This window comes from Streptomyces sp. NPDC054840, assembly GCF_053611065.1.
The window spans coordinates 1-5,240 of sequence record NZ_JBSGZP010000537.1 but is presented as its reverse complement, the minus strand read 5'-3'; the positions used below and the strand labels follow the sequence as shown (position 1 = coordinate 5,240).

General features: G+C 74.4%; 5 protein-coding genes. 1 reads left to right on the top strand and 4 read right to left on the bottom strand.

The window, feature by feature from the left end; translation table 11 throughout:
- Positions 1-91: 91 nt before the first annotated feature.
- Positions 92-838, bottom strand: coding sequence for a class I SAM-dependent methyltransferase (locus ACWGIU_RS29000; RefSeq protein ID WP_453710681.1), 747 nt, complete (start codon positions 836-838; stop codon positions 92-94).
- On the opposite strand from ACWGIU_RS29000, the gene ACWGIU_RS28995 reads away from it, so the two are divergent.
- Positions 837-2,390, top strand: a complete 1,554-nt coding sequence (locus tag ACWGIU_RS28995) for an AMP-binding protein (RefSeq protein ID WP_453710679.1) — start codon at positions 837-839, stop codon at positions 2,388-2,390. The genes ACWGIU_RS29000 and ACWGIU_RS28995 overlap by 2 nt on opposite strands.
- Before the next feature lie 340 nt (positions 2,391-2,730).
- Here the strand turns inward: ACWGIU_RS28995 and ACWGIU_RS28990 are convergent, their stop codons facing one another.
- The 3 genes from ACWGIU_RS28990 to ACWGIU_RS28980 all read right to left on the bottom strand — a co-directional run bounded on the left by ACWGIU_RS28990 (position 2,731) and on the right by ACWGIU_RS28980 (position 4,736).
- Positions 2,731-2,919 carry a hypothetical protein gene (locus tag ACWGIU_RS28990; RefSeq protein WP_453710677.1) on the bottom strand — a complete coding sequence of 63 codons (189 nt, stop codon included), beginning with the start codon at positions 2,917-2,919 and terminating at the stop codon, positions 2,731-2,733.
- An 81-nt stretch (positions 2,920-3,000) separates the two neighbouring features.
- On the bottom strand, positions 3,001-4,323 hold the full coding sequence (locus ACWGIU_RS28985) for an RNA polymerase sigma factor (protein WP_453710675.1): 1,323 nt from the start codon (positions 4,321-4,323) through the stop codon (positions 3,001-3,003).
- The gene (locus ACWGIU_RS28980; RefSeq protein WP_453710673.1) at positions 4,317-4,736 is read right to left on the bottom strand and encodes a YciI family protein; all 420 of its coding nucleotides are present in this window, start codon (positions 4,734-4,736) and stop codon (positions 4,317-4,319) included. Before ACWGIU_RS28980 ends, ACWGIU_RS28985 begins: the two co-directional genes overlap by 7 nt.
- Positions 4,737-5,240: the final 504 nt, after the last annotated feature.

The following is a 5,240-nucleotide window of genomic DNA, read 5'->3' as shown; positions in this document are numbered from 1 at the left end:
ACGTGCACACAGTCCGCAAACCCGACACCACGAAACCGAAAACGAAGAAGTCGACGACCCCTCGCCCACGCCGCACGGGTTAAAGATCAAGTTAGCGGGTCTCGCGCCCCCGAACGGCCACGCTCAGCTCGACGACGTAGTGCTCCTCCACCCATCCGTCCGGGAACCGGTCCATGAGGAGGGCGCGTTCGTCCTCCAGGAAGGCGTCCGTGCCGGGCTCGCCGATGAGGAACAGGGAGTGGGTGGACAGCTTGGCCAGATGCGTGTCGACCGGGACGCGACGCGACCACGCCAGCCGGCGGTCGGTGAAGCGCAGCCCCTCCTGGGAAAGGGCGCGCTCGTTGATGTACCAGCCCGGGCCGAACCGCTCCTCGATCCGGTTCTGCTGATCGGCGATCCAGGCGACCCCCGTGTCCGGATCGTTCTGCCACACCGCCAGGGCCCCGCCGGGACGCAGCACGCGCAGGGCCTCGGGGACGGCGTGCGCCGGGTCCGTCCAGTGCCAGGACTGCGCGTACGTCAACAGGTCCAGGCAGCCCGCGGCGAGCGGCAGCCGGTTGCCGTCCGCGCGGATCAGCGGGATGCCGGGGTTGCGGCGCCGGAACTCCTGCGCCATGCCCTCGCCCGGCTCCACCCCCACCACCAAGGCCCCGCGGGCCTCCAGCAGGGCAGTGGCGATTCCCGTTCCCGCCCCGACGTCGGCGACCCGTGCTCCCGCCAGCGGAAAGCCGGCCATCTCCGCCAGCGTGTCGAAGAGCGCGGGCGGGTACGCGGGGCGATGGGCCGCGTAGCGTGCGGCCGCGGAGCTGAAGGAACGAGCACGGGATTCGTTCGTCATGGCGTCCATGATGCCGGTGTCCCGGAGCGGCGCGGAGAGGCAGTCCCCCATGGTGGCCGCGCGGTATGTCACATCGCTGGTAGAGGCGTTGGAGCGGTACGCCGGGCGGCCCGCGCTCGGCGTCGGCCCGGTCGTCCTCGGGTTCCAGGAGGTGCTCGACGGGGCCTTCCGACTGGCCGCAGTGCTCTCGGGGGCGGGAATCGGGCGTGGCTCGGGACTGGCCTGCGTCACGGGTACGAACCGGCCGGAGGTGCTGCTGGTACGGATCGCCGCGCATCTGCTGGGCGCCCGGCTGACCCAGGTGCTCGCCGGACCCGCCCTGTACGGGCTGGACTTCCTCCTGCGGGACTGCCGGCCGGACCTGGTCGTGCACGATGTGCCGGTGCCCGGGACCGGGGCGCCCCGGCTCGGGCTGGCCGAACTGCTCCGCCGAGCTGCCGAACGCGAGCCGGGCCCGGTGCCGATCCGGGCGCGGGAGGACGACGTGGCGCGGGTGACGTACACGGGCGGAACCACGGGGCGGCCCAAGGGGGTGGCCTCCACTTTCGCGGCGATGGCGGCGCGGAACGCCGGACGACCGGCGGCCTGGGCGACGTCGGTGTACCTGTCGGTGACCTCGCTGGCGCAGCGGTCCGGTGGGCGGTGCCTGGAGCAGTGGCGGGCCGGGGGGCGGGTGGAGATCCTCGAACCGTTCACGCCTACGGAATTCTCGGCGGCCTGCCGGCGTCTGGCGCCGGTGGCCACCTACCTGACGACCTCGATGGTGTACCGGCTGCTGGACGACCCGGCGACCACCCACGGTGTGCCCGGGCTGCAGGCGGTCTCCTACGGCGATTCGCCCGTCCACCCCGAGCGGCTGCGCGAGGCGGTGACCCTCTGGGGCGGCCGATGGCGGCAGGGCTACGGCACGAACGAGGCGGGGGTGATCTGCCGGCTCTCCCCCGCCGACCACGACGCGGCGGTGGAGGGACACCCGGAGCTGCTGGCGTCGGTGGGGCGGCCCGTCGCGGGGGTGGAGGTGAAGGTGTGTGACGAGCGGGACGCGCCGGTGGCGGCCGGCCGCACGGGCGAGGTGTGGATGCGGTCGGCGGCGATGATGACCGGGTACTGGGGCCGGCCCGAACTGACCGCGGGTGTAGTGCGGGACGGTTGGCTGCGGACGGGGGACCTCGGACACTTCGGGGCCGACGGCTACCTGTTCCTGGACGACCGGATCCACGACGTGGTGATGGTCCACGGGGACAACGTGTACTGCGTGCCCGTCGAGGCCGCGCTGGCCCGGCATCCGGCGGTCGCCCGGGCCGTGGTGGTGGGGCGGCACAGCGATCTCACCGGCGAGGAGGTGTGCGCCTTCCTGGTGCCGGCGGCGGGGTACGAGCCCGGCGCCGGACTCGCCGCCGAGGCCTGCGACCTGGTGGAGAAGGCCCTGGCACCGGCGCACCGGCCGACCGCGGTGTTCTGGGAACGGTCGATCCCGCTGACCGCGCGGGGCAAGCCGGACAAGCGCGGGCTGCGGGAACGGGCGGCGGGGGCGGCGGGCCGACAGACGTAGGGGCCGTGGGGCGGGTAGGTCAGGGGCGGGCGGCGGCGTGGGTCCGGACATGCCCCTCACCGCGGCCGGGCGGGGTCGGCCGGCTCCCGACGGGTGAGGAGCAGGGCGAACGGCCCGGTGCCGGGGAAGATGGGGGCGGCGGTGCCAATGCGGCCGATTCAGCCGTAGCGGCCCGGTGCGTGTGGGCCGGTCGCTCATCGCCCACCTTCTCGGACGCGGATGCTCGCAGGAAGACTGCCGCCTGGCGCCGGACGCCGAAATCATCGGTGCGGCATGCACCGGTGCGGCATGAACCGGTGCGGCACGACCGCGCAGGGCCGGGCCGGCCGGGGCGGGCCCGCTACGCGGCCGGGACCACCGACGCGCGTATCGCGGAGGCCCACTCGCCCAGCAGGGCGGCGTGGCGGATCCGCTCCGCGTCGGAGAGGCGGCCCTCGGCGCGCGCGAAGAGGCGGCGGATGTCGGCGTTGATGTCGGCGAGGGATCGTTCGGGGACGGGGACGAGCTGGTCGTCGGAGGTCGGGCTCACGTGATCAAGAGTAGGCGGCACCTCTGACAACGGTGGACCATGTCCGTCATGCGGACGCCCCCGGAGCGGGTCTCGTCCCGCTCATTGCGCCAGCCGGGCGGCCCGGAAGCGGAGGTAGCGGCGCTCCGGAATGCTGAGCGTGAGACCGGCCGCCTTCGCGTAGGCCGCCCGCGCCGCCGCCCGCTCGCCCGCCATCTCCAGCAGGTGGGCCCGTACGGCTTCGAGCCGGTGGTGGCCCGCCAGGCGCTCGTCCTCGTCCAGGTCGGCGAGCAGGGCCAGGGCCCGCCGCGGCCCGTGCACCATGGCCACCGCGACCGCGTGGCCCAGGCGCTCCAGCGGGCCGGGGACCAGGTGGATCAGTACCTCGTACAGGGCGAGGATTTCCGCCCAGTCGGTGTCCTCGTCGCTCGCCGCCTCGTCGTGCACGGCCGCGATCGCGGCGCGCACCTGGTACGGGCCCAGCGGCGCGCGCGTGAGGGCGTCGCTGACCAGCGCGACGCCTTCGGTGATGGCGGTGCGGTCCCACCGCGTACGGTCCTGGTCGGCGAGGGGGACCAGGTCGCCGTCGGGCGTGGTGCGGGCGGCCCGGCGGGCGTCGGTGAGCAGCATCAGGGCCAGCAGGCCGGACACCTCGCCGTCGGCCGGGAGCTGTGCGTGGACGGCGCGGGTGAGGCGGATCGCCTCGGCGGCGAGGTCGGCGCGCTGCAGATCACGGCCCGCGGTGGCGGTGTAGCCCTCGTTGGAGATCAGATAGAGCACGTGGAGCACGTCGGCGAGCCGTACCGCATGGTTCTCGGCCGCTGCCGGTCCGATCCCGTCGCTCCCGCCGTTGCCGTCGGTACCTCCCGGCCTGATGCCGAACGGGGCCTCGGAGGCCTTGACGCGCCGTTTCGCCCGGGTGATCCGCTGGGCCATCGTGGCCTCGGGCACCAGGAGGGCGCGGGCGATCTCGGCGGTCGTGAGGCCGCCGACCGCGCGCAGGGTGAGGGCGATCCGGCCTGCGGGAGGCAGTTCGGCGTGGCAGCAGAGGAAGAGCAGGGCGAGGGTGTCGTCCTCGTCGGGCGCCCCGCGCTCCCCCGGCGGCGGGGCCACGAACTCGTCGCGCGGGGGCAGCGCGACGGCCGTCTCCTCGCGGCGTCGGCGCGCGTCCTCGCTGCGCAGCTGGTCGGTGAGCCGGCGGGAGGCGACGCGGATCAGCCAGCCGCGGGGATTGGCCGGGCGGCCCTCCTCGGGCCACTGCCGGGCGGCGGCGAGCAGGGCCTCCTGTACCGCGTCCTCGGCCGCGTCGAAGTGCCCGTAGCGGCGGACGAGCGCGCCGAGAACCTGCGGCGCCAGTCGGCGCAGCAGGTCCTCGCTCGCGGGGGTGGGCGCGGGGTCGGGCGCGGGGTCCGGGTCGCTCAGCACATCTCGGTCCCCGAGCGGCTGTCGACGGGGTGCACGACGACCGGGTAGTGGGGGGCGCCCTCCGGCACCGGGCAGGCGTAGGCGCGGGCGGCGATCTCGGCGGCGCGGTCGAAGTCCGCGACGTCGACGATCCAGTACCCGGCGAGCACCTCCTTGGCCTCCCCGTACGGTCCGTCGGAGACCACGGGACTGCCGTCGGCGGCCGCGGTGACCAGGCGGGCGTGGCGGGGGGCTGCCAGGCCCTGTCCGTCGACCCACTCCCCCGACTCGGCGAGGTCGTCGTTGAGGGCGCCCATGTAGTCGAACATCGCCTTGAGGTCGGCTTCGGACCATCCGGGGGTGTCGCTGTTCGCGGCACCGCCCATGGCGTCGTAGTCGGACTGCTTACCGAGAACCATCAGCATGTACTTCATGGGGTGCCACTCCTTCTGTTCTGCGCGGCGGCTCCGGGACCGGACCCGTGGTGGGACCGGGGTCGGGATCGGATCGGGGTCGGATCGGGGTCAGGGTCGGGGTCGGGGGTCGGGGTGGGAGCCTTTCGTAGGGGACGTCGGAGCCGTGCTTCCCATTTCGACACGTCGGCCGCGGCCGCGCGACGGTTTCGGCCGGAGGCTGCTCCGTACAGCGGCCCCGCGCGGTTCCTGAGCCGCCCCCGCCACCGAGGTTCCGGTACCCGCCGGCCTCGCCGACGCCGTGGGAATCCGGCCCGAGGCCCCGTGCCGTACGGGCTGCGGGACGCGGGACGCCCCGGGCAGGTCGGGATCGCGCTCCACGCGAACCGGGTCCTCCTCACGGGGCGCGCGGTCACCGTTCTGCAGGCCACGCTCCGCGTCCGGGGGATCCTGGAGGAAACGTGACCGAACCGTCGCCGCCCCGAAGCGTGATCGGCCTCGTCGGCAGGGTCGCCACCTTGCTAG

What these genes read in the sequence shown, in the direction of transcription:
- ACWGIU_RS28995 (WP_453710679.1), top strand. Translation starts at nt 837, where the DNA reads ATGGCGTCCATGATGCCGGTGTCCCGGAGCGGCGCGGAGAGGCAGTCC.
- ACWGIU_RS29000 (WP_453710681.1), bottom strand. Translation starts at nt 838, where the DNA reads ATGACGAACGAATCCCGTGCTCGTTCCTTCAGCTCCGCGGCCGCACGC.
- ACWGIU_RS28980 (WP_453710673.1), bottom strand. Translation starts at nt 4,736, where the DNA reads ATGAAGTACATGCTGATGGTTCTCGGTAAGCAGTCCGACTACGACGCC.